The organism is Janibacter cremeus (assembly GCF_029395675.1).
Taxonomy (GTDB): domain Bacteria; phylum Actinomycetota; class Actinomycetes; order Actinomycetales; family Dermatophilaceae; genus Janibacter; species Janibacter cremeus_A.
The window spans coordinates 2,607,376-2,628,394 of sequence record NZ_CP115184.1; the positions used below are offsets into that span (position 1 = coordinate 2,607,376).

Sequence of the window (21,019 nt, forward strand, 5' to 3'; positions counted from 1 at the left end):
GTGTACGTCCGCCACCTGAGCATCGGCGACTTCCGCAGCTACCCCGCCGCCGAGCTCGCCCTGGAGCCGGGGGTGACCACCCTCGTCGGCCTCAACGGGCAGGGCAAGACCAACCTCGTCGAGGCGATCGGCTACGTGGCCTCGCTCTCCAGCCACCGGGTCGCGACCGACCAGCCGCTCGTGCGCTTCGGCACCGACCGGGCGATCGTGCGGGCCGCCGTCGTGCGGGACGAGCGGGAGAGCCTCGTCGAGCTGGAGATCACGCCCGGCAAGGCCAACCGCGCCAAGCTGAACCGATCCCACCTTCCCCGCACCCGCGACGTCCTCGGCACCCTGCGGACGGTGCTCTTCGCCCCCGAGGACCTCGCCCTGGTCAAGGGCGACCCCGGGGAGCGGCGGCGCTTCCTCGACGATCTGCTCGTCCAGCGCCAGCCCCGCTGGGCCGGAGTGCGCTCGGACTACGACAAGATCGTGCGCCAGCGCGGGGCGCTGCTGAAGTCCGCCGCTTCGCTCCTGGGCTCCAGGCGAGGTCGACGGCGTCGCAGCTCCGCGGCTCCCGAGGGCGTCGACCCCGCGGCCGCGGCCGAGGACGCGCTGCGCACCCTCGAGATCTGGGACGACCACCTGGCCACGGTCGGTGCCCAGCTGCTCTACGCCCGGCTGCGTCTCCTGCGCGACCTCGTGCCGCACCTCCAGGAGGCCTATCGAGAGGTCAGCGCCAACCAGTCCGAGGCCACTGCGGTCTACCGCTCGTCCCTGCACGACGAGGCAGCCGAGGCGATCGCGGCCGGGGAGGTTCCCGAGGTCGACGAGCTGCGCTCGATGATCCTGGAGTCGCTCGCCCGGGTACGCGAGCAGGAGGTCGAGCGGGGGGTCAACCTCGTCGGTCCCCACCGCGACGACCTCGTGCTGGGCCTCGGGCCGATGCCGGCGAAGGGGTACGCCTCCCACGGTGAGTCGTGGTCCTTCGCGCTCGGGTTGCGGCTGGCGGCCTACCACCTGCTGCGCCGGGACCTCGGTGACGACCCGGTGCTGGTCCTCGACGACGTCTTCGCCGAGCTCGACAGCGGCCGGCGCGAGCGCCTGGCCGCGCTCGTCAGCGACTGCGAGCAGGTGCTCATCACCGCCGCGGTCCCCGCGGACGTGCCCGAGTCCCTGGCGGGACGGCGCTACACCGTCTCGCTCGGTGAGGTCGGCGAGGCGACATGAGCGAGGGTGAGGGCGTCCCGTCGGGTGCCGGCGGTGAGCCGAACCCGGACGACGTCCCGGAACCTGTCACGGGGCCCGTCCCGGCCGAGGACGACGAGGTCGAGCCGAGCGTCGAGGACGCCGCCTTGACCGCGCTCGCCCGGGCGCGCGCCATGGCCGCGAAGAAGGGGCTGCGCCCGGGGATGAAGCCCCGGCCCAAGCGGCGCCGGCAGCACCCACAGGCGCCGAAGGGTACCCGTGGGCGTGACCCGATGACCATCGGTGACCAGGTCGACCGCCTCGTCGACAACCGCGGCTGGCAGGTCGACGTCGCGGCCGGCTCGGTCATGGGCCGGTGGGACGAGATCGTCGGGCGGGAGGTGGCCGAGCACTGCCAGCCGGTCAGCTTCGAGGACGGGGTGCTGTCCGTGCGCGCCGACTCGACGGCCTGGGCCACGCAGATCCGCCTGCTGTCCAGCTCCCTGCTCGGGCGCATCACTGACGCCGCCGGCCCCGACGTCGTCCACGAGCTGCGGGTGCACGGGCCGAGCGCGCCCTCCTGGTCCCGTGGCCCCCGTCGCTCCAGCGACGGTCGCGGTCCCCGCGACACCTACGGGTGAGTGGGTGCACGACGACGCCCCCTCCCCACCGGCAGGACCGGAGCGAAGGGGGCGGTCGCTGTCTCTCAGAGCTTGCCCGCGACGAGGCTCTCCAGAAGGAAGATGAAGGTGTCGTGCGCCTCGATCTGCGTCCAGTGACCCGTCCTCGGGATGATGTGCAGTGAGGCGTCCGGGAGGTTCTTTGCCAGCCAGGTGCTGGACTCCACCGGGACGATGATGTCGTCTCGGCCGTGCACGCACAGGACCTTGTGCCCGATGGTGGCCATCTCCTGCGCGGTGAAGCCCGGCTTGGGTGCACCCGGGTCGAACATCGCCGCGTGCGAGCGCTTGATGTCACTGCGCTGGATGTAGGGCATCCGCTCGTCGACGACCTCGTCGACCTTGTCACCGAGCACATCGATGTCGTAGACGAAGGAGGACAGCAACTTCTTCATCGATGCCGGCGTGGGGTCGGCGTAGAAGCCGAAGAGGTGCTGCAGGCCTTCGGTGACCGGCAGGTCGGGTGCGCCGCCGGAGCCCATGAGCAGCATCTTCCCGACGCGGTCACCATCCAGGAGAGCCATCTCCAACGAGATCATCCCGCCCATCGAGTTGCCGACGAGGGTGATCGGGCCGGACACCTCGAGCGCATCCAGCAGCTCGAAGAGGGTGCGCGCCTGGATCGCGTTGAGGGCCTTCATCCCGCGGGGCGGGTCCGTCAGGTGGGTCGAGTCGCCGAAGCCGATCATGTCGGGTGCGATGCAGTAGTAGCGGTCGCCCAGCTCCTCGATGACCGCCTTCCAGTTCGACGTCCCGGTGGCGCCCGGGCCGGAGCCGTGGAGCAGGAGGAGGGGGGTCATGCTCGGGTCCCCGGTGCTGTGCACGCGGTAGGTGACCTCCGCCAGGCGGACGTCCCGGCTCGTGACCTCAGCGTTCTTCGTCGGCATTGACGTGTCCTTCGTTGCGATGGTGGGAGATGCCGTGGTTGACACCGGCATCTCTAGAGTGATTACTACACACTAGGGTGCCCGACGCGGACCTACAAGCCTCCTATCACATGTATGAAGACCGGCTGTCTGTCCTCCATGTGGATGCTTGTGCTGATGTAGTCACTACAGTGAAGGTGGATCCAGATGAGATTGGCGAGTCGTGGTGGGCGCGGGGTGGTCCTGCCGGGCGGTGAAAACGGTCCATTGGTGGCCTGGGACATCGCCGAACTCAGCGCGGGGAGGATCGGTCCGGACCCCATGGACATGTATGCGTCGGTGGACGTCATCCGTGACCTGGTGGCAGCTGCCGATCCGGACGTTGCCACCCCCGTGACGATCGAGGACCTCGATGCGCCCGTCCCTCGGCCGGCGGCGGTCGTGGCGATCGGCCTCAACTACGCCGAGCATGCGCACGAGTCGGGGTTCGAGGCGCCTGCGGAACTGCCCCCTGTCTTCACGAAGTGGCCCAGCTCGATCACCAGCGCCCACGATCAGATCGTCCTTCCCGCAGGATCGGTGGACTGGGAGGTCGAGGTCGTCGCTGTGCTGGGGCGCGCGCTCCATCGCGCAGCGGAAGAGGATGTGGTCGACGCGTTGGCCGGGGTCACCGTGGGTCAGGACCTGTCCGAACGGGACCGACAGCTGAGCGGACCGGCTCCGCAGTTCGGTCTCGCCAAGTCCTTCCCCGGCTTCTCCCCCATCGGGCCGTGGGTGGTCACCCTCGACGACGCTCCTGGCCTGGACGACCTGCACCTGGGGTGCGCCGTGGACGGTGAGGTGGTCCAGGACGGGACCACCGCGCATCTGCTCTACCCGGTGGTCCGAGCAGTCGCGGAGCTGTCCCAGATCCTCACCTTCCAGCCGGGGGACCTCGTCTTCACCGGCACTCCCGACGGAGTGGGGATGGCGCGCCGGCCGCCGCGGTACCTGCAGTCCGGGCAGACGCTCTCGAGCTGGGTCGATGGCGTCGGCCGCATGGAGCACCAACTCGTCACGGAGTAGTGGTCGCCACACCTACCGCCCCATCAGTGAATCGATTATTACAGGGTAGTTCGCTCTGAACTATTGCCAGTACGAGAACCAGTGTGCTTCCCTATACCAACCACTACACGGTAATGCGTCACTGTTGCCGTGCCAGTGACTGGTAGTGACCCATCTGCGTCCAGCAGACCGCCGCGCCAGCGGCATGACACGGCAAAGGAGCCGACCATGTCCCGCACCACCACCACGTCCCTGAGAGGACTGGCCGCTGTGGCCACGCTCTCCCTGACTCTCTCGGCCTGCGGCGCAGGCGAACAGGCCTCGGGGGGTAACGCATCCGCGGACAGTTCCGGCGCGCAGGCCGCTTCCGTCGACGAGGCGAAGGCCCAGGTCGAGGAATGGAGCAAGGAGATCACCGAGTGGCCGGAGGTCACCGAGATCGCCGATCCTGCCGACCTGCGGGGAAAGACGGTCACGATCGTCCCGCTCGGGGACCAGATCCCGGTCATCCACGGTGTGGGCGTGGGTGAGGAGCAGGCCCTGGAGGAGCTGGGGGCGAAGGTGAACGTCTGCGACGGCAAGTTCAACCCGTCGGAGATCGCGGCGTGCTTGAAGACCGCCGGAGACCGGGACGTCGACTACGTCATCACGAACTTCGTCGACTACGACATGGTCCCGGCAGCTATCGATGACCTGACCGCCAAGGGTACGAAGGTCCTGGTCGGGTCGATGCACGAGTCGAAGAACGCCCCCAAGAGCGACAACCTGGCCTTCTACGACGCCACGGAGCGCGTTGCCCTCCTCTACGAAGCGATGGCCACCGACGCCGTCGCCGGCCAGGGCCAGGAGACGCACCCGCTCTTCCTCAAGCTCATGGACTCCTCGACCACCGAGGTCGCCAGCGAGCGGATGATCACGAAGTTCGAGGAGCTGTGCCCCGGTTGCCGGAGCGACTCCGTCGAGTTCACCACCGCCAACCTCGACAAGCTGAGCTCGACCGTCTCGGCGGCCCTCGTCAGCAACCCGGACACCAACGCGATCATCGTTCCCGTCGACACCTTCGTTCCTCCGGCCATCCAGGGCGCCAAGAGCGCCAACAAGATGGACCAGGTCGAGATCTACAGCTCGAGCAGCGACCTCGCCGGCCTCCAGCGAGTGCAGGACGGCACCCAGGCGAGCGACCTCGGGACGCCGGTGATCTTCGAGGGGTGGAAGCACGTCAACGCCCTCATGCAGATGGCCTCCGGTGAGGAGGTCCAGCCGGCCGATGTCCTCGTCACCCGTGCGTTCACTCCGGAGAACGTCGACGACCTGCAGCTCGACCCGAAGACCTACCTCACCGACGACTGGTTCGGCACCGGGTACCGGGACGAGTTCCTTGCCGCATGGGGAGCCGAGTAGGACATGGTCACACTGATGAGGCTGGAGGCCCGGGGGATCACCAAGACCTTCGGTTCCAACAACGTGCTCGAGGACGCCGAGCTGGTCATCCGACCGGGCGAGATCCACGCCCTCATCGGCCAGAACGGCTCGGGCAAGTCGACCCTCGTCAAGGTCCTCACGGGGTACCACGCTCCCGACGAGGGCGGCTCGCTCCGGATCGACAACACGGCACTGGCACTGCCGGTCCAGTGGTCCCAGGCCCAGGCTGCAGGGATCTCCGTGGTCCACCAGGACCTGGGACTGCTGGACCAGCTGTCGGTCGCCGAGAACATCGGTATCGGCGGGTACACGGCCCACCGGATCACCCGGAAGATCGACTGGGCGGCGCAGCGCGCCGTCGCCAACAGCGTCCTTGCCCGCCTCGGTCTCGACGTGGACCCGAGCACGCCGGTCGCCCGGCTCTCCGCCTCGGCGCGGGCGGAGGTCGCCATCGCCCGCGCGCTGCGCGACCAGCAGCCGGGTCAGGGCCTGGTGATCCTCGACGAGGCCACCCGGTCGTTGGCCAGGGAGGAGCTCGCTGCCTTCCACACCCTCCTGCGACGCGTGGTCGCCGATGGCACGAGCGTGCTCATGGTCAGCCACAACCTCGACGAGGTCCTCTCGCTCTCCGACAAGGTGACCGTGCTGCGTGACGGCCGGGTCGCGGGTGCCGGGGTGGCGACCGCAGACCTCGATGAGGCGGAGCTGGCCCGACTGATGCTCGGCAAGAGCGTCGACGCGGCAACCCGCCGCTCGGCCGTCCCCCCGCCCGATGCGCAGGCGATGGTCGTCACCGGCCTCTCCGGTTCCGGCGTGGAGGACCTGGACCTCACCGTGCGCGCCGGTGAGGTCGTCGGTCTCACCGGACTGCCGGGCTCGGGATTCGAGTCGGTTCCCTACCTCATCACCGGTGCACGCGAGGCCTCCGCCGGTGCCATCGACGTCGGCGACCGCCGGCTGCGTGCTGCCGGACTGAGCGTGAGCACGGCCCTGCGCAACGGTATCGCCCTGCTCCCCGAGGGACGGATCCGTGAGGGACTCGCCCTGGAGATGTCGCTCCGCGACAACATCGCCCTGCCCAACCTGAGACGTCGTGGCCGGCCCTGGCACGTGGCACGCGGGTGGCAGGACTCGGACAGCCACCACTACATCGACCTCCTCGACATCACGACCACCGGTCCGCAGGCCCTGGTCAAGGAGCTCTCGGGAGGCAACCAACAGAAGGTCCTCCTCGGCAAGTGGCTCTCCGTCCAGCCCGACTACCTCGTGCTGCACGAGCCCACCCAGGCGGTCGACGTCGGGGCACGTCGGGAGATCCTCACCACGATCGGTGAGGCCGCCGACCGAGGCATCGGAGTGCTCCACGTGAGCATCGAGCCGAGCGACCTCGTCGAGGTCTGTGACCGCATCCTGGTCTTCCACCCCGATCGCCCCCTCGTCGAGCTGCGGACGACTGATCCGGACGAGGTGCTGGACGCGATCTACACGACCGCACCGGACACCTCCCCTGCCACCGCCACCGCTGGAGACACTCATGCCTGAAATCCCGACCCCGACCTCGTCACACTCCCGGGTGACGAGCACGGACGACAGCTCGCACCGCACCATCACCGACAGCGGGCAGCCGGCGGACCCGGCCACCCCGCCGACCCGCACGACGCTGCGCTCGCGCTTCGAGCCCGGCTGGCTGCACGTCCTCACCAGCAGGTATGGCCTGATCGGTGTCTGGGCCGTGATGGTGCTCGTCTACGCGATCCTCATGCCGACATCGTTCTGGAACGTCGGCGCCCTCTCCTCGATCTTCGGCTCGCAGTCGGTGCTGGTCTTCCTCGCCCTCTCGGCGATGACCACCCTCATCGTCGGGGAGTTCGACCTGTCCATCGCCTCGGTCATGGGGATGACGGCGACGACAGTCGCCGTCCTCGGTGGCGTCCACGGATGGCCGATCGGCGCAGCCGTGGCGGCGGCGGTCGTCGTCGCGCTCGTGGCCGGCCTGGCCAACGCCTTCTTCGTGGTCTTCATGGACCTGAGCTCACTCGTGGTCACCCTGGGCATGGCCACCCTCCTGACCGGCCTGACCCAGATGATCTCCGGGTCCAACATCGTCTCGGTGAACTCACGCGGTCTCGCCGCTCTCGTCGGCCACGATGTCCTCGGGCTGCCCCTGAGCTTCTACTACGGCCTCGCGCTCGCGGTGCTCATCGCCTACGTCCTGGGTTGGACACCGCTCGGCCGCGGGATGCTCTTCATCGGGTCGAACCCCGAGGTCGCGCGCTTGGCGGGCATCCGGGTCAACCGCGTGCGGGTCGGCGCCTACCTCGCCGGAGCCCTGATGTCCGGGCTCTCGGGGATCATCCTCGTCGGCAGCGTCGGTGGTGTGGACCCGAGCACCACGATGACCTTCCTGCTGCCGGCCCTGGCCGCCGTCTTCCTCGGAACCGCGGTCGTCCAGCCGGGCCGGTTCAACCCGATCGGCACGATGATCGCCATCTACTTCCTCACGACCGGGATCTTCGGCCTGCAGCTGCTCGGCTTCTCCGGCTGGATCCAGAACGTCTTCTACGGCGGCGGTCTCGTCGTCGCCGTCGCCCTGGCCAAGATCATCCGCTCACGCACGACCACGGCCTGAGCTCCCCCCTTCGTCCCCACCACCCCGACAGAGGACCCGATGAACTCCCCACTGACCCACATCCGTGACCATGCCGCAGAACTGCGGGCGGAAGCCCGCCCCAGCGACGCCCTCGGCCGCCTGACCGACCGGACCGTGGAGATCCTGCGCGCATCGGAAGGGATGAAGATCCTCCACTCGAAGGACCACGGGGGATTCGAGGGGCACCCCAACGACTTCGTCGACTGGGCCATCGAGGTCGGCCGCAACCACCCCTCCGCGGGTTGGGTCGCCGGCGTCGTCGGGATCCATCCCTGGGAGATCGCGATCTGGGGACCGGAGGCCGAGGACGAGGTCTACGGGGCGAAGGGTGAAAGAGCCGACGACTGGGTGTCGTCACCGTATGCGCCCTTCGGCCGGGCGATCCCCGTCGAGGGCGGCTACCGGTTCACCGGCCGGTGGCCGTTCTCGACCGGAAGCGACCACGTCGAGTGGGCGATCCTCGGCGGGATGGTCGCGGACGAGGACGGGCAGCCGACGTCACCACCGACCGTGTGCCACTTCCTGGTCCCGCGCCGCGACTTCGAGATCGTCCCGGACAGCTGGAACGTCATGGGTCTGTCCGGCACCGGGTCCAACGACGTGACCGTCGACGCCTTCGTCCCGGAGCACCGGGTGCTCGTTGCGGACGACGTGCGCGGCAACGTGTACACCGATCGTCATCGTCCGGACAGCCCGTTGTACCGCATGCAGTTCGGTCTGATGTTCCCGCTGGCCATCTCCGCGGGCACCTTCGGGATCGCCCGTGGCGCAGTCGACGCGGCCTACGCACACATCGAGAAGCGCGTCTCCACGCAGGGGACTGCGAGCAAGGCCGACCCCTTCACGATGCAGGCTCTGGCCAGGGCCGAGTCCGACGTCGAGGCAAGCATCGCCCACGTCAAGCTGCTCGTCGGTGACCACTATGACTCGTTGTGCGGTGGTGGCCCCCACATCAGCGTCGAGGACAGGCTGCGATTCCGCATCGACCAGGTGCGCGCCACCGACCGGGCGATCACGGCTGTCGGCGACCTGTACCGGCTCATGGGCTCCAGCGCCATCCAGCAGGCCTCGCCGCTCGAGCCCTACTGGCGGGACCTGCAGGTCGCGGCCTCGCACGTGTGCAACGTCCGGGAGATCTGCTACACGGCGTGGGGAGCGCACCAGTTCGGTGGTGCAGTACCCCCGAGCGCCCTCTACTGAGTCGTCGCACGGCACGCGGGCCGGGGGTTGCCAATAGTCGTTGATGCCCTCTACTCTGTAGCAACCACTACAGCAAAGATGCTTGGTCACCGCATCGACCGCCGCTCCCCGGCGCAGATGCCAAGGCCCCACAGACAAAGGAGTCGTGATGAGTCAGCAGGTCACCGAGGAGAGCACGTCCCGCGAGGTGGAGACTCCTGACTGGACTATCCACTACAACGAGGCGGGTTCGCCAGACGCGCCCGTGGTGGTGTTCCTCCACGGCTCGGGTCCGGGTGCCACCGGCTGGAGCAACTTCAAGACGAACATCGTCGAGCTGAGCAAGGACTTCCGGGTCATCGCACCCGACATGCCGGGTTGGGGCCGCTCGTCTGCCGTCACCCGCGACGAGAACGACCACGCGAAGGCGGCCGTCCAGCTGCTCGACGCGCTCGGCATCGACAAGGCGGCCTTCGTCGGGAACTCGATGGGTGGGATCACCACCCTGCGCCTGGCCACCGAGTACCCCGAGCGGGTCAGCCAGGCCATCACCATGGGTCCGGGCTCGGGCACGGTGCCGATCACCCAGGCCGGTGGCGGTCTCTCCGAGGGCATGAAGGTTCTTCTTGGTGGATACCGTGAGCCGACCGCCGAGTCGATGAAGGCTCTTGTGCAGGTCATGACCTACGACTCGGAGCGGTTCGGCACGGACGAGCTGGCCGAGGAGCGGGCTCGCTCCGCCCGGGCGAACCCCGAGCACCTGAAGAACTACCTGGACGGATTCGCTGCCGGCGGTCCGATCGCCAAGTGGTTCAGCCTCGACGCACTCAAGGACGTCGGCGTGCCCTGCCTCCTCATCCACGGACGCGACGACCGCGTCGTCCACTTCGAGCACTCGTTGCACCTGCTCGCCCGCATCCCCGATTCGCGACTCGTCCTGCTCAATCGCTGCGGCCACTGGGCGCAGGTCGAGCACGCGGACGAGTTCAACCGCCTCGTCCGCGACTTCCTGCTCGCGAACGCCTGACGGCACCCACCCACACCCAGACCACGAAGAGGACTCAACGATGACTTCTCCGATCGAGCACATCCGCAATCACGCCGAGATCCTTCGCAGCGAGGCGCTGCCCAGCGACCAGGCCGGCCAGCTGACCGACGCGACCGTGAAGGTGCTGCGTGACTCGGGCGTCATGCGCCTGTACGCCCCAGCGGAGTACGGCGGCGCCGAAGCACACCCGGTCGAGTTCATGGAGGCCGCCATGGAGGTCGGCCACCACTCCCCCTCGGCCGGTTGGGTCACCGGTGTCGTCGGGGTGCACCCGTGGGAGATCGCCATGATGGACCAGCGCCTCCAGAAGGAGATCTGGGACCAGGACCACGACGTGTGGACGGCCTCCCCGTACGCGCCGTTCGGGGTCGGCACGCCCGTCGACGGCGGCTACCTGTTCACGGGACAGTGGCCCTACTCCACGGGGACCGACGCCTCGGAGTGGGTCATCCTCGGAGGCATGGTCGGCGACGCCGACGGCAAGGCGCTCATGCCGCCCCAGGTGCGCCACTTCGTGATCCCGCGCAAGGACTACGAGATCGTCGAGGACAGCTGGAACGTCATGGGCCTGAAGGGCACCGGCTCCAAGGACGTGCGCATGAAGGACGTCTTCGTGCCCGACTACCGCACGGTCGGGGCCGCGGAGATGAACGCCGGTGACTACGAGTACCGCCAACCCGGCAAGACCCTCTACCGCCTGAAGTTCCCCGTCGTCTTCTCGGCCGCCATCAACTCCGGCACCCAGGGCATCGCCGAGGGGGCACTCAAGGTCTTCCGTGACTACGTGATCGAGCGGGTCACGGCCGACCAGCGGGTGGCCAAGCAGGACCCCGTGCTCATGCACGTCTACGCCGAGGCCGCCGCGGACATCGCCGCCAGCCGCACGGTTCTGCTTAACGAGATGAAGGAGCTCTACGACTTCGTCGACGGTGGCGGAGAGCTGACGATGACCGAGCGCGTCCGGACCCGCCGCAACGGCGTGCGGGCAGTCCGCAGGTCCATCGACGCCATCGACCGGCTGTACAAGATCGCCGGCTCGCAGAGCATCCACGAGCGACTGCCGAACGAGCGCTACTGGCGGGACATGCAGGCGGGCATGACCCACATCTGCAACGTCGACGGTCCCATCTACAACGCCGCGGCCACGCTCGACTTCGGCGGCGAGATCACCAACCCCATGCTCTTCGCCTGACCGCGACAGCGCGCTCTCGAACGACACACAGGAGAACTGCCATGATCACCCGTCTCGCCTATCTCGGAATCACCTCACCCAACCACGCCGACTGGCCGGACCTCGCCCGCACGGTCTGGGGGGCCCAGGTCGTCGACGACGGTCCGGACGGCGCGGTGCGCATCAAGATCGACGACGCCGCGTGGCGGCTGCAGATCCACCCCGGTGAGGAGGACCGCACCGAGTACATCGGCTGGGCGGTCAACTACGAGGAGGACCTCGAGGAGGTCCTGCGCGTGTGCGCCGAGCTCGACATCGAGCACGAGCGCGGCGACGAGGAGCTCGCGGCATCGCGTGCGGTCAACCGCATCGTCGTCTTCACCGACCCGTGGGGGTTCCGGCACGAGGTGACCTGGGGCCAGAGCGCCGTGCCGGGCAGCTTCCTGCCGAGCCGGCCGATCAGCGGCTTCGTCACCGGTGAGCAGGGCCTCGGTCACGTCCTGCTGCTCCTGCCGGACATCGAGGCCGGTCACGAGTTCTTCAGCAACTTCGGTTTCCGTCTCTCGGACAAGATCATCGTCCCCGGACGGCTGAACGCGCGCTTCTACCACTGCAACAAGCGCCACCACAGCCTGGCGCTGGGCCAGGGCCCGGAAGGCGTCGCGGGAGTGAACCACCTGATGATCGAGGTCGGCGACATGGACGACGTCGGGACCGGCTACGAGCTGGCGCAGGAGCACGACGTGCCGATCACCCTGAGCCTGGGCCGGCACACCAACGACAAGCAGTTCAGCTTCTACCACGCGACGCCGAGCAGTTTCCACGTCGAGTACGGCTGGGGTGGTCTCGAGGTCGACGAGGAGGAATGGATCCCGCGCGTCTACGACCGCACCGCCACCTGGGGCCACATCCCGGGTGAGGGGACGCAGCGGGGCCCCGGCCTCATGCACCCCCTCGGGGCAGCCGGTGCCGTGATGCACGACGTGCCGGAGGCCTGAGACCGGTGCCATTTCCCCCCTTCGCCCACGCTGCTGAGCTGACGGGGGTGGCCGCGGACGTCACAGCGCACGACAAGCGGATCGCCCTGCGCTCGGCGATCGCCGGAGGGACGCTCGTCCTCCCCGGCGCCACCGACGCCATGGGCGCCCGCCTCGTCGAGCGCGCCGGCTTCTCCGCCGGCTACCTCACCGGTGCCGGCCTGGCCAATGCGACGTACGGGCTACCCGACATCGGCCTCATCTCACTCGCCGAGGTCGCCGACCACGTCGACCGAGTGGCCAGCGCCGTGCAAATACCCCTCGTCGTCGATGCGGACACCGGCTACGGCAACGCCGTCTCCGCCATGCGCACCGTCCAGAAGCTCGAGCGTGCCGGCGCTGCGGGCATCCAGCTCGAGGACCAGGAGATGCCCAAGCGCTGCGGTCATTTCGACAGCCACGCGCTGATTCCGGGGGAGCACATGGCGGCCAAGATCGTCGCCGCCCGACAGGCTCGCCATGATGAGGCGACGGTGATCGTCGCCCGGACCGATGCCCGCAGCGTCCACGGCATCGACGAGGCGATCCACCGGGCCAAGCTGTACATCGAGGCCGGCGCCGATGTCCTCTTCGTCGAGGCACCGCGCACCAGGGACGAGCTCGAGCTCGTCGGCCGCGAGCTCGCCGGGACGCCGCTGCTCGTCAACGTGGTCGAGGGAGGCAAGACGCCCCAGATGTCGCTGGAGGAGTACGAGCGGCTCGGTTTCACCGTCGTCCTCTTCGCCAACTACCTCATGCGCTCGATGATGGCGGCAGGGCAGGAGGCGCTGGCTCACCTCGCCGAGACCGGCGAGACCGCCTCGCGTGAGGACCGAATGGCGACGTGGCAGGACCGGCAGGAGCTGTTCAACCTGCCCCAGTTCAGCGCTGCGGAGGCCCACTTCGACCGGCTGGGCGAGGCGACGTCATGAGCACCAGGGTCTTCGCCGAGGAGCCGGGGATCACCACGGACGGGCTGCCCGTCGAGCGCGAGCTGCCCGATCGGGTCGGGGTGATCGTCCTCGGCGGTGGCCTCGCGGGGGCAGCCGCGATGCTCGCCGCCGCCGAGGAAGGGCAGTACGCCGTCCTGCTCGAGAAGCTGCCGGTCCTCGGCGGGTCGACGATCCGCTCCGCCGGGCTGAGCGCCTTCGTCGGCACCGACGAGCAGCGCGAGCAGGGCATCGAGGACTCCGAGGAGCTGCTGCGCGAGGACCTCCTGAGGGTCGGCCTGTACCGCAACGACCCCGAGCTCGTCGACGCCTACGTCGAGCACCAGGCCGTGACCTACCGGTGGCTCAAGGACCACGGGGTGGCGTACGGGCACATCCACGCCGCCTCAGGTCAGTCGGTCCCGCGCTCGCACCCGAGCGACACGACCGCCATGCTGCGCAGTCTCTTCACCGCCGCGGGAGCCCTGGGCGCCCGCATCATCACCGACGCCCCCGTGGAACGGCTCGTCGTCGAGGAGGGTCGGGTGATCGGGGTCGTCGTCGATCGGGACGGGCAACGGCACACGATCCGCTGCGACGCCGTCGTCGTCGCGACCGGCGGCTTCGCCCGGGACCGCGAGCTGCTCGACAGGGTCGCCCCCCAGATGGAGCACGCCCTCCTGGCGGGCGGTCCGGGCAACAGTGGTGACGGCATGGTCATGGCCCAGGCCCTGGGCGCCGGCGTGCGCGACCTGCCGTGGATCAAGGGCACCTACGGGATCTACGCCGAGTCGCACCCCGACGAGGACGGCACCGGCATCCTCGCGGTCTACAAGGGCGCGATCATGGTCGACGTCCACGGGCACCGCTTCGTCGACGAGTCGCGTCCGTACAAGGAGCTCGGCGACGCCAGCCTCGCCCGCGAGAACGGCTGGACCTGGCAGGTCTTCGACTCACGCGCCATGGCGCTCGGCAGCGACGAGGTGCCGATCTACGACTTCGCCAACCGTCTCTCCGCCGGGATGCTCGAGGTGGCCGACACGATCGAGGAGCTCGCCGTGCGGCTCGGGACCGACCCGGGAGTGCTCGAGGCGACGGTGGCGGAGTACAACGCCCGTCTCGTCAGCGGTGACCCCGACCCGCTCGGTCGCGAGCACCTCGTCGGCGCCGTCGGGCGTCCCACGCCGATCGACGCCCCTCCCTTCTACGCCCAGCGCTCCGGCACGGTCGTCCTCGCGACCTACTGCGGCCTCACCGTCGACCCGCGGATGCGGGTGCTCGACGTCTACGGGGAGCCGATCGAGCGCCTCTACGCCGCCGGGGAGGTCGTCGGTGGCCTCCACGGGGCCGGCTACATGACGGGTACGAGCATCGGGAAGTCGGCGATCTTCGGCCGGCTCGCCGGCCGGTACGCCGCTCACGAGGAGAGTGAGCTCGAGTGGTGACCACGACCCCGCGCGAAGGGGGGAGCGGCTCCCCCTTCGACATGACCGGGCGGGTGGCCGTCGTCGTCGGCGCCTCCGCGGGTGGCCTCGGCCAGGAGGCGGCGCGTGCCCTCGCCGCCGCCGGTGCGACCGTCGCCGTGGCCAACCTCGCCCCCCTGGGGGACGAGATCGAGAAGGTCCGTGCGTCCCTGCCGGGCTCCGGTCACTCCGCACACGTCGTCGACGTCACCGACGAGAGCTCGGTCCGGGAGCTCGCCGAGCAGGTGCTGGGGCAGCACGGCCGGGTGGACTCGGTGGTCAACGCCGCCGGCATCATGCTGCGCAAGGGCTACGCCGAGACCTCGGTCGAGGAGTTCGAGCGGATCATCAAGGTCAATCTCGTCGGCTGCTGGATCGTGGGCCGGGAGTTCGGCCCCCGCCTGGCGGCGTTGGGCGGCGGGCAGATCGTCAACCTCACGACCGTGTACGCCGAGCGCGTCGGCCCGATCCCGGAGAGCGCCTACTACGCGAGCAAGGCGGGCGTGGTCAACGTGACCCGCTCCCTGGCCAGCGAGCTCGGCCGCGACCGCGTCACCGTCAACGCCCTCGCCCCCGCCGTGTTCTACCCGACGGCGATGACCATGCCCCTGAAGGACGACCCCGACCAGCTGGAGTGGTTCGCGCAGCGCACCATGCTCGGCCGGCTCGGCGACGTCGACGCCGACTTCGCCGGCCCGCTCCTCCTCCTCGCCTCCCCGGCGAGCAGCTACATCACCGGACAGGTGCTCTACATCGACGGCGGCTGGTCCGCCTGGTGAGGCCCTGACCGCCCCCATGCACGCACACCGATACATCCCGAACGAAGGACACACACGATGACTGCTGACCGCACCGCCCTCCTCATGCTCGACTACCAGGTCGCCCTGGGTCAGGAGGGTGATCTCTGCCTGGCCCCGCCGTTGGCGGCCCAGGTCCGTGAGCGTGGCGTCGTCGCGACCGCCTCGCGCGTGCTGGGGGCGGCCCGTGAGGCGGGTGTACCCGTCTTCCACATCCGCCTGGCCTTCGACCCGGCCTACCGGCTGCGGACGAATCTGCTGCCCCGGTTCGACGGGTACCCGACGAACCAGAAGATGAAGATCGGGTCCCCGGAGACGGAGTTCCTGCCCGAGCTGGCTCCGGCCGAGGGGGAGGCCGTCGTCACCAAGGGGTGCGTCGACCCCTTCGTCGGCACCCCGCTGCGTGAGGTCCTCGCCGGGAACGGGATCGATCACGTCGTCCTCGGGGGCATCGCCACCCACCTGGTCGTGGAGTCCGCCGCCCGCCACGCGAGCGACTCCGGCCTGCAGGTGAGCATCGTCGAGGACATGTGCGCCACTCCCGACCCGGCACTGCACGAGCACGCCGTCGCCAAGACCCTGCCCCTCTTCGGCACGGTCACCACGGCCGACGAGGTCGTCGGGAGCTGGGCATGAGCGCGCGCACCCATGACGTGATCGTCGTCGGCTCTGGCATCGCCGGTCTGTCATCGGCGATCAGCGCGCACGAGGCCGGAGCCAGGGTCCTCCTCCTCGACCGGGCCACCGAGAGCGAAGCGGGAGGCAACACCCGGTACACCGAGGCCTACATGCGGATGGCCTCGGTCGACGAACCCGCGGACGGACTCGCTGATGCACTCGTCGACGACTTCATGGGACACCCCGACCCCGGCCTGACCGCGGACCTGACGAAGTCGTGGGAGAAGCGCTCCCCGCTGCTGCGGGCACATCCGATGGTCGACCTGGACTACGTCGAGACCTTCGTGGAGAGCGCCGGCCCGACCCTGCGGTGGCTCGAGGGCCACGGCATGTCCTTCGGTCAGCTGCCGACGCTGTTCCTCACCGTCTCCACGACCCGCCTGGCACCGATAGGCGGGGGGCAGGCGCTCGTGGAGACCCTCAGCCGTCGGGCCAAGGAGCTCGGCATCGACTTCTCCTACGAGAGCACGGTGCGCGAGCTCGTCGTCGACGAGGGTGTCGTGACCGGTGTCGTCGCTGCGACCCCCCAGGGGCGCGTGACGCACAGTGGCACGGTCGTCCTCGCTTGCGGTGGGTACGAGGGCAATGCCGAGATGATGGCCCGCTACCACGGGGACAAGGCGATGACGTGCCGCCCGGTGGCCCGCGGGGGCAACTACAACAAGGGTGAGGGCCTCGAGATGGCCTTGGCCGCGGGCGCGGCGACGGCCGGTAACTTCAGCCTCTTCCACGCCGAGCCGATCGATCCCCGCTCGGGCGACCCGGAGGCGGCGATCATGGCCTTCACCTACGGCGTGCTCGTCAACGTCCACGGCCGGCGCTTCGTGGACGAGGCCCGCGGCCCGATCGACGCCTGGTACGAGCGGACCACCCGCGACATCCAGGCCCAGGACCGGGGCATGGCGTGGATGATCCTCGACGCCGCAGGCCAGGCCGTGCCCAACATCAGGACAGCCATCCGCACCGAGGAGCCGGCGGTCACCGCAGGGACGATCGAGGAGCTGGCGGCTGCCCTCGACCTCGACCCCACCACCCTGGTGGCGACCATGGATGAGTACAACGCAGCCTGCCCCGAGGGCGAGTGGGACGTCACCCGGCCCGACGGCATGGCCACACAGGGCCTGCACCCCGCCAAGAGCAACTGGGCCCGCCCGATCAGCCAAGGACCCTTCGCGGCCTACCCGATCATGGCGGCCAACGTCTTCACCTTCGGCGGGCTCAAGGTCGACGCCTCCTCCCGCGTCATCGACCGCGACGGACGAGCCATCCCCGGCCTGTACGCAGCCGGTGAGATGACCGGTCTGTACTACTCGAACTACGTCGGGTCGACGTCGGTGTTGCGCGGGGCCACCTTCGGCCGGATCGCTGGTGCCGGGGCCGCCGAGAGCCGAAGGGAGTCACTCGCCTCATGAGGATCTGGCACCAGTCCTTCACCGTCCTCGACGATGTGCCCCACTACCGGGACGCGCTGCAGCGCCACCTGTCCGCAGCTGCCGGGTCGGAGCACTCCGTCGACCTGCACGGGATGCGGGCGGGGACCTACCCGAGTGAGTATCCGGGAACCCACATCAAGTACGCCTATCTCTCGGGTCTCCACAAGGACCAGTTCGTCGAGGCGGCGCTGCGGGCGCAGGACGAGGGGTACGACGCCTACTTCATCGCGACGATCCCGGACACGGCCTACGAGGAGGTCCGCTCGCTCGTGGACATCCCGGTCGTGGCCCTGGGGCAGACGAGCGCCCTCATGGCGGCCCAGCTCGGGCGCCGGGTCGGCATCGTCAACTTCATCGCCGAGCTCGAGCCCCAGCTGCGTCGCAACATGGAGGTGTACGGGCTCGACCGGATCGTCGGCCCGATCCACCAGGTGGAGCGGGCGTTCACCGACATCATGGATGCGTATGCCGACCCAGGGCCGCTGACCGAGGCCTTCACGGTCGCGGCCCGCGCCGCCGTCGCGGACGGGGCCGACGTCATCGTCCCGGGCGAGGGGCCCCTCAACGTCTTCCTCGCCGACCAGGGCATCAGCCGGATCGACGACGTGCCGGTCGTCGACTCGATGGGCACCTGCGTGCGGGTCGCGCTCCTGCGCGCAGCTCAGTACCGCGAGCAGGGCCTGGTCGCGTCACGGCGCGGCTTCTTCGGGGAGCAGCCTCCCAGGGGTCTCGTCGACGCGGCCCGCGCCTTCTACGGCCTCGACTCCCCGGCCGACTCGTGATGGAGACCGTCGACGTGGACGTGGCCGTCGCAGGTGGTGGCGCGTGCGGTGTCATGGCGGCATTGCGGACGAGCGAGAATCCTGACCTCGTCGTCGCCGTCTTCGAGAAGAGCACCCGCGAGGGCTGCAACGCCGACGTCTCCTCGGGCAGCCTCGCCGCGGGCGGGACCCGGCTGCAACGGGAGGCAGGGATCGAGGACTCCCCGCAGCAGCACTGCGACGACATCATCGCCAACTCCGGTGACGAGATGCTGCGCCCCCTGGTCAGGGCACTCTGCGAGGTGGCGCCCCGGTACGTGGACTGGATCGGCGACACCCTCGGGTACCCGCTCGAGGTCGGTGTCGACATGCCCCGCAAGGGGATGAGCGTGCCCCGACTGCACGCAGACCCCGAGCGCAGGGGTGGCGGGCCGCTCATGGCCTTCCTGCGGGCCGAGCTGGCCTCTCGCGACAACGTCGCCTTCGTCGACGAGGCGCCCGTGCGCCGCCTGCTGACCGAACCGGACCCCGAGCACCCGCGTCAGCAGCGGGTCATCGGCTTCGTGGCCGAGCAGAACGGCGAGGCCATCGAGGTCCGGGCGACGACGACCGTGGTCGCCACGGACGGTTTCGCCAACAACCCCGACCTCATGCGGCGGTTCGCGTCGGGCCTCGGCACCCCCTTCTACGGCGGGGTGAGCACCTCGACCGGCGACAGCATCGCCTGGCTCGAGCCCCTCGGTGCGCAGTGGACGCACATGGAGGCCTGCCTGCGGCACGGTCAGGTGACCCTGGGCCACGGGACCCGGGTCAACCCTGCCCTGCCCTGGGCAGGTGCCGTCCTGATGAACACCGCGGGTGATCGATTCGTCGACGAGCAGGCCTTCGGCTACTCGGGGCTCGCGGGGCGGATCCAGGCGCAGCCGGGCGAGCGGGCACTCATGGTGTGGGACGAGCAGGCGATGGCGGAGACCATCACCTCGGAGATGATGCGTGACTCCCTGGCCGCCGGCGCGATCCGTGAGGCTGAGGACGTGGCCGACTTGTCCCGGCAGGTTGGCATCCCCTACGAGGCCTTGGCGGAGGCCATGCGTCCGGTGGCGGGTCGTCGCCCCCAGCAGGGACGTCTGCACCACACCTGGCTGACCCACGGGGTCCTGACGACCCAGGGCGGCGCGCTCATCGACCCTCGCTGTCGCGTCGTGCGGATCGACGGTTCGACCGTGAGCGGCTTGCGGGTCGGGGGCGGCAGCGCCGTGGGCACCGCCGGGCCCGACTCGCAGGGCTACTCCTCGGGTGGCGGTCTCATGGCGGCCATGGGAGCCGGATGGATCATCGGCGAGGAGCTCGCGACCGGGGTCACATCATGAACCAGCTGCGGTAGGCCTGCAGCACCTCGCTGCTCTCGCCACCCCGCAGCGAGGTGCTCACCTCGGCGGCCGCCTCCTGGAGCGCGCCGAGCCATCCGCGCACCGTGTGCGCCGACGCGCCCTGCGGTAGCTGCGTCAGGCGCAGGACCATGGCCACCGTGCCGCCCGGGTCGAAGACGGGCACCATGATCGAACCGAGGTCATAGCGGGTGTCCTCGCAGATGTCGATCGGCTCGAAGAAGTCGGACATCTCGGAGAGCACCTCGCGCACCGCACGCTCACGGCTCGGTGTCAGGGGGCCGGAGGCGTACTCCTCGAGCGCCTCGTGCATGCGTGCGTACTGCACCGCACCCACGGCGCCCACCTGGACCACGGAGTAGCCGTCACGTCGAACCGTCTCGAGGCGCCGGCGGTACCTGGCCTGAACCTCCTCGTCCGCCGGGGCCTTGGCGCACCAGGCGTCCTGGACCTCCTGCGAGGCGTGGGCGACGTACACGTCCCCGATGGGGGGAATGAGCGGGATCCGCTCGCCCAGCCGCTCGTAGACCTCGGCCGTCCCGGCATAGGCAGAGTCAGCGGTCGTCATCTCGTCCTCGCTCAGTGCGGTGAGGACGGCGGCTTCGCAGCCGTACCGGTCGGCGAGGCGTCGGATGTGTGGTCTGGCCGTCTCGGCGAGCCGGAGCGCCTCGATGAAGTCGCCGTCGCCGAGCGCGGACAGTCCCTTGGGGTTGAAGCCGCCGTATCCACCCTGGAAGAACAGCAACGGCGTGACCGGCCGGACGATCTCGAGGTCGTCGACGGCGCACAGGGTGATGTAGTGGTCACCCGCGAGGACCTCCTGGTCCAGCCGGCAGTGGATGATGGCCACTGCGTCATCGAGGACGGGGGCACCTGTGGACGAGGGCTGCCAGCCCACGTGATCGAACTTGTCATCCGCCGGAATGGCCATCGTGCGGCACACGTCGGTCTGGTCGTGCGCCAGGACGTTGATGACCAGTGCAGGGCACTCTCGTAGACGGGCATAGGTGCCCGACCCCACGCCGGGCATGAACGAGACGATGGCAGGCTCCAGGGAGACCGAGCTGAAGGTTCCGACGACCATCCCGACCGGATCGCCGTCCGGGTGCACTCCCGTGACCACGACGACCCCCGTCGGGTAGTGGCCGAGGACCTCGCGGAAGGTCGCGGCGTCGAAGCGCCGCTCGAGCTGCTGGTCCTGTGTCATGTGAGCCTCCTCGTTGAGTCCCAGAGCCGGGCTCCCAGTCGGGCAGCCTGTAGCGGATACTACAGCGAGAGTAGCGATGGATCTCTTGTGGATCAAGCGCCGATCACGGCCCAGGCCCGC

General features: G+C 69.3%; 19 protein-coding genes. 17 read left to right on the top strand and 2 right to left on the bottom strand.

Annotation, left to right across the window (positions count from 1 at the left end; all coding sequences use genetic code 11):
* Both recF and O9K63_RS12415 read left to right on the top strand, forming a co-directional pair.
* Nucleotides 1–1,209: a DNA replication/repair protein RecF gene (gene recF, locus O9K63_RS12410; protein ID WP_277238277.1), complete on the top strand. Its 1,209-nt coding sequence runs from the start codon at nucleotides 1–3 to the stop codon at nucleotides 1,207–1,209.
* Nucleotides 1,206–1,808, top strand: coding sequence for a DUF721 domain-containing protein (locus tag O9K63_RS12415; RefSeq protein WP_277238279.1), 603 nt, complete (start codon nucleotides 1,206–1,208; stop codon nucleotides 1,806–1,808). The genes recF and O9K63_RS12415 overlap by 4 nt, the downstream gene beginning before the upstream one ends.
* 65 nt (nucleotides 1,809–1,873) lie before the next feature.
* Here the strand turns inward: O9K63_RS12415 and O9K63_RS12420 are convergent, their stop codons facing one another.
* The gene (locus O9K63_RS12420) at nucleotides 1,874–2,734 is read right to left on the bottom strand and encodes an alpha/beta fold hydrolase (RefSeq protein ID WP_277238281.1); all 861 of its coding nucleotides are present in this window, start codon (nucleotides 2,732–2,734) and stop codon (nucleotides 1,874–1,876) included.
* 249 nt (nucleotides 2,735–2,983) lie between these two features.
* On the opposite strand from O9K63_RS12420, the gene O9K63_RS12425 reads away from it, so the two are divergent.
* From O9K63_RS12425 to O9K63_RS12495, 15 genes are all read left to right on the top strand, one after another.
* Complete coding sequence (locus O9K63_RS12425; protein WP_277238282.1) at nucleotides 2,984–3,778, top strand: fumarylacetoacetate hydrolase family protein; 795 nt, start codon at nucleotides 2,984–2,986, stop codon at nucleotides 3,776–3,778.
* Between the two features lie 207 nt (nucleotides 3,779–3,985).
* Nucleotides 3,986–5,158, top strand: coding sequence for a sugar ABC transporter substrate-binding protein (locus O9K63_RS12430; RefSeq protein WP_277238284.1), 1,173 nt, complete (start codon nucleotides 3,986–3,988; stop codon nucleotides 5,156–5,158).
* A gap of 15 nt (nucleotides 5,159–5,173) precedes the next feature.
* The gene (locus O9K63_RS12435) at nucleotides 5,174–6,721 is read left to right on the top strand and encodes a sugar ABC transporter ATP-binding protein (protein WP_277238286.1); all 1,548 of its coding nucleotides are present in this window, start codon (nucleotides 5,174–5,176) and stop codon (nucleotides 6,719–6,721) included.
* Nucleotides 6,714–7,808 carry an ABC transporter permease gene (locus tag O9K63_RS12440; protein ID WP_277238288.1) on the top strand — a complete coding sequence of 365 codons (1,095 nt, stop codon included), beginning with the start codon at nucleotides 6,714–6,716 and terminating at the stop codon, nucleotides 7,806–7,808. Before O9K63_RS12435 ends, O9K63_RS12440 begins: the two co-directional genes overlap by 8 nt.
* 39 nt (nucleotides 7,809–7,847) lie before the next feature.
* Nucleotides 7,848–9,029 carry an acyl-CoA dehydrogenase gene (locus O9K63_RS12445; protein ID WP_277238290.1) on the top strand — a complete coding sequence of 394 codons (1,182 nt, stop codon included), beginning with the start codon at nucleotides 7,848–7,850 and terminating at the stop codon, nucleotides 9,027–9,029.
* Nucleotides 9,030–9,177: 148 nt separating this feature from the next.
* Nucleotides 9,178–10,035, top strand: a complete 858-nt coding sequence (locus tag O9K63_RS12450; RefSeq protein WP_277238292.1) for an alpha/beta fold hydrolase — start codon at nucleotides 9,178–9,180, stop codon at nucleotides 10,033–10,035.
* 40 nt (nucleotides 10,036–10,075) lie between these two features.
* The gene (locus tag O9K63_RS12455; RefSeq protein ID WP_277238293.1) at nucleotides 10,076–11,248 is read left to right on the top strand and encodes an acyl-CoA dehydrogenase family protein; all 1,173 of its coding nucleotides are present in this window, start codon (nucleotides 10,076–10,078) and stop codon (nucleotides 11,246–11,248) included.
* A gap of 41 nt (nucleotides 11,249–11,289) precedes the next feature.
* Entirely contained in the window at nucleotides 11,290–12,225 is a 936-nt protein-coding gene (locus O9K63_RS12460) for a VOC family protein (protein ID WP_277238294.1), read from the top strand.
* 5 nt (nucleotides 12,226–12,230) lie between these two features.
* Entirely contained in the window at nucleotides 12,231–13,175 is a 945-nt protein-coding gene (locus tag O9K63_RS12465; protein WP_277238296.1) for an isocitrate lyase/PEP mutase family protein, read from the top strand.
* Nucleotides 13,172–14,617 carry an FAD-dependent oxidoreductase gene (locus tag O9K63_RS12470; protein WP_277238297.1) on the top strand — a complete coding sequence of 482 codons (1,446 nt, stop codon included), beginning with the start codon at nucleotides 13,172–13,174 and terminating at the stop codon, nucleotides 14,615–14,617. The genes O9K63_RS12465 and O9K63_RS12470 overlap by 4 nt, the downstream gene beginning before the upstream one ends.
* Nucleotides 14,614–15,414, top strand: a complete 801-nt coding sequence (locus tag O9K63_RS12475; protein ID WP_277238299.1) for an SDR family NAD(P)-dependent oxidoreductase — start codon at nucleotides 14,614–14,616, stop codon at nucleotides 15,412–15,414. The genes O9K63_RS12470 and O9K63_RS12475 overlap by 4 nt, the downstream gene beginning before the upstream one ends.
* Nucleotides 15,415–15,471: 57 nt before the next feature.
* The gene (locus tag O9K63_RS12480) at nucleotides 15,472–16,068 is read left to right on the top strand and encodes a cysteine hydrolase family protein (protein ID WP_277238300.1); all 597 of its coding nucleotides are present in this window, start codon (nucleotides 15,472–15,474) and stop codon (nucleotides 16,066–16,068) included.
* A complete protein-coding gene (gene tcuA / locus O9K63_RS12485) occupies nucleotides 16,065–17,522 on the top strand; it encodes an FAD-dependent tricarballylate dehydrogenase TcuA (protein ID WP_277238302.1) in 1,458 nt (485 codons plus the stop codon). Before O9K63_RS12480 ends, tcuA begins: the two co-directional genes overlap by 4 nt.
* Nucleotides 17,519–18,325: an aspartate/glutamate racemase family protein gene (locus O9K63_RS12490; protein ID WP_277238303.1), complete on the top strand. Its 807-nt coding sequence runs from the start codon at nucleotides 17,519–17,521 to the stop codon at nucleotides 18,323–18,325. The genes tcuA and O9K63_RS12490 overlap by 4 nt, the downstream gene beginning before the upstream one ends.
* Entirely contained in the window at nucleotides 18,325–19,674 is a 1,350-nt protein-coding gene (locus O9K63_RS12495) for an FAD-dependent oxidoreductase (RefSeq protein ID WP_277238304.1), read from the top strand. Before O9K63_RS12490 ends, O9K63_RS12495 begins: the two co-directional genes overlap by 1 nt.
* On the opposite strand, the gene O9K63_RS12500 is transcribed toward O9K63_RS12495, so the two are convergent.
* A complete protein-coding gene (locus O9K63_RS12500; RefSeq protein ID WP_277238306.1) occupies nucleotides 19,664–20,899 on the bottom strand; it encodes a flavin reductase in 1,236 nt (411 codons plus the stop codon). The genes O9K63_RS12495 and O9K63_RS12500 overlap by 11 nt on opposite strands.
* Nucleotides 20,900–21,019 lie beyond the last annotated feature (120 nt).

Coding starts and splice junctions, on each gene's coding strand:
- O9K63_RS12470 (WP_277238297.1), top strand. CDS start 13,172: ATGAGCACCAGGGTCTTCGCCGAGGAGCCGGGGATCACCACGGACGGG.
- O9K63_RS12450 (WP_277238292.1), top strand. CDS start 9,178: ATGAGTCAGCAGGTCACCGAGGAGAGCACGTCCCGCGAGGTGGAGACT.
- O9K63_RS12460 (WP_277238294.1), top strand. CDS start 11,290: ATGATCACCCGTCTCGCCTATCTCGGAATCACCTCACCCAACCACGCC.
- O9K63_RS12455 (WP_277238293.1), top strand. CDS start 10,076: ATGACTTCTCCGATCGAGCACATCCGCAATCACGCCGAGATCCTTCGC.
- O9K63_RS12435 (WP_277238286.1), top strand. CDS start 5,174: ATGAGGCTGGAGGCCCGGGGGATCACCAAGACCTTCGGTTCCAACAAC.
- O9K63_RS12495 (WP_277238304.1), top strand. CDS start 18,325: ATGGAGACCGTCGACGTGGACGTGGCCGTCGCAGGTGGTGGCGCGTGC.
- tcuA (WP_277238302.1), top strand. CDS start 16,065: ATGAGCGCGCGCACCCATGACGTGATCGTCGTCGGCTCTGGCATCGCC.
- O9K63_RS12480 (WP_277238300.1), top strand. CDS start 15,472: ATGACTGCTGACCGCACCGCCCTCCTCATGCTCGACTACCAGGTCGCC.
- O9K63_RS12445 (WP_277238290.1), top strand. CDS start 7,848: ATGAACTCCCCACTGACCCACATCCGTGACCATGCCGCAGAACTGCGG.
- O9K63_RS12430 (WP_277238284.1), top strand. CDS start 3,986: ATGTCCCGCACCACCACCACGTCCCTGAGAGGACTGGCCGCTGTGGCC.
- O9K63_RS12500 (WP_277238306.1), bottom strand. CDS start 20,899: ATGACACAGGACCAGCAGCTCGAGCGGCGCTTCGACGCCGCGACCTTC.
- O9K63_RS12490 (WP_277238303.1), top strand. CDS start 17,519: ATGAGGATCTGGCACCAGTCCTTCACCGTCCTCGACGATGTGCCCCAC.
- O9K63_RS12420 (WP_277238281.1), bottom strand. CDS start 2,734: ATGCCGACGAAGAACGCTGAGGTCACGAGCCGGGACGTCCGCCTGGCG.
- O9K63_RS12415 (WP_277238279.1), top strand. CDS start 1,206: ATGAGCGAGGGTGAGGGCGTCCCGTCGGGTGCCGGCGGTGAGCCGAAC.
- O9K63_RS12440 (WP_277238288.1), top strand. CDS start 6,714: ATGCCTGAAATCCCGACCCCGACCTCGTCACACTCCCGGGTGACGAGC.